The organism is Helicobacter pylori, from assembly GCF_014496965.1.
Lineage (GTDB): Bacteria > Campylobacterota > Campylobacteria > Campylobacterales > Helicobacteraceae > Helicobacter > Helicobacter pylori_CZ.
On the sequence record NZ_JACTCR010000032.1, the window covers coordinates 1 to 2108 of the forward strand.

1 protein-coding gene is annotated in these 2108 nt (G+C 43.2%); it reads left to right on the top strand.

Annotated features, from left to right (window positions below):
• Positions 1-5: 5 nt before the first annotated feature.
• A complete protein-coding gene (hopM, locus tag H7O61_RS07735) occupies positions 6-2087 on the top strand; it encodes a Hop family outer membrane protein HopM/HopN (RefSeq protein WP_231623877.1) in 2082 nt (693 codons plus the stop codon).
• The last annotated feature ends 21 nt before the right edge of the window (positions 2088-2108 follow it).

Sequence of the window (2108 nt, forward strand, 5' to 3'; positions counted from 1 at the left end):
AAAACATGAAAATCAAAAAATCTCTCTTACTCTCTCTTTCTCTCATGCTCTCATTATCAAGGGCTGAAGACGATGGATTTTACATGAGCGTGGGCTATCAGATCGGTGAAGCGGTTCAACAAGTGAAAAACACAGGAGCGATACAAAATCTTGCGGACAAATACGATAACTTGAGCAACCTTTTAAACCAATACAATTACTTAAATTCCTTAGTCAATTTAGCCAGCACACCCAGCGCGATCACAAGCGCGATTGACAATTTAAGCTCAAGCGCGATCAACCTCACTAGCGCTACCACCACTTCCCCGGCTTATCAAGCTGTGGCTTTAGCGCTCAATGCCGCTGTGGGCATGTGGCAAGTCATAGCCCTTTTTATTGGCTGCGGCCCTGGCCCTACCAATAATCAAAGCTATCAATCGTTTGGTAACACACCAGCTCTTAATGGGACCACCACCACTTGCAATCAAGCGTATGGGACAGGCCCTAATGGCATCCTATCCATTGACGAATACCAAAAACTCAACCAAGCTTATCAAATCATCCAAACCGCTTTAAACCAAAATCAAGGAGGCGGGATGCCTGCCTTGAATGACACCACCAAAACAGGGGTAGTCAACATACAACAAACCAATTATAAGACCACCACACAAAACAATATCATAGAGCATTATTATACGGAGAATGGGAAAGAGATCCCAACCTCTTATTCAGGCGGATCATCACTCCCACTCTCAATAAAATTCACATTCAATAATAACGCTGAATACCTTTTACAGCAAGCCGCCACTATCATGCAAGTCCTTACCACTCAAAACCCGCATGTGCAAACGAGCAATGGCGGTAAAGCGTGGGGGTTGAGTTCTACGCCTGGGAATGTAGTGGATATTTTTGGCCCTTCTTTTAACGCTATTAACGAAATGATTAAAAACGCTCAAGCCGTTTTAGAAAAAACCCAACAGCTTAACGCTAATGAAAACACCCAAATCACGCAACCAGACAATTTCAACCCCTACACTTCTAAAGACACGCAATTCGCTCAAGAAATGCTCAATAGGGCTAACGCTCAAGCAGAGATTTTGAGCTTAGCCCAACAAGTTGCTAATAATTTCCACAGCATTCAAGGGCCTATTCAAGGGGATTTGGAAGAATGTAAAGCAGGATCGGCTGGCGTGATCACTAATAACACTTGGGGTTCAGGTTGCGCGTTTGTGAAAGAAACTCTCAATTCCTTAGAGCAACACACCGCTTATTATGGCAACCAGGTCAATCAGGATAGGGCTTTGTCTCAAACCATTTTGAATTTTAAAGAAGCCCTTAACACCCTGAATAAAGATTCTACAGCGATCAATAATGGTATCTCTCACTTGCCTAACGCCAAGTCCCTTCAAAACATGACGCATGCCGCTCAAAACCCTAATTCCCCAGAAGGTTTGCTCACCTATTCTTTGGATACCAGCAAATACAACCAATTCCAAACCATCGCGCAAGAATTAGGCAAAAACCCTTTTAGGCGTATCGGCGTGATTGACTATCAAAACAATAACGGGGCGATGAACGGCATCGGCGTGCAAGTGGGTTACAAGCAATTCTTTGGCAAAAAAAGGAATTGGGGGTTAAGGTATTACGGCTTTTTTGATTACAACCATGCGTTCATTAAATCTAGCTTTTTTAACTCCGCTTCTGACGTGTGGACTTATGGGGTGGGAATGGATGCGCTTTATAACTTCATCAACGATAAAAACACCAACTTCTTAGGCAAGAACAACAAGCTTTCCGTGGGGCTTTTTGGTGGTTTTGCGCTAGCTGGGACTTCGTGGCTTAATTCCCAACAAGTGAATTTGACCATGATGAATGGCATTTATAACGCTAATGTCAGCGCTTCTAACTTCCAATTTTTGTTTGATTTAGGCTTGAGAATGAACCTCGCTAGGCCTAAGAAAAAAGACAGCGATCATGCGGCTCAGCATGGCATTGAACTAGGCTTTAAAATCCCCACAATCAACACAAGCTACTATTCTTTCATGGGCGCTAAACTAGAATACCGAAGGATGTATAGCCTTTTCCTCAATTATGTGTTTGCTTACTAGGTGGCGCAAACCCTCTTTAAA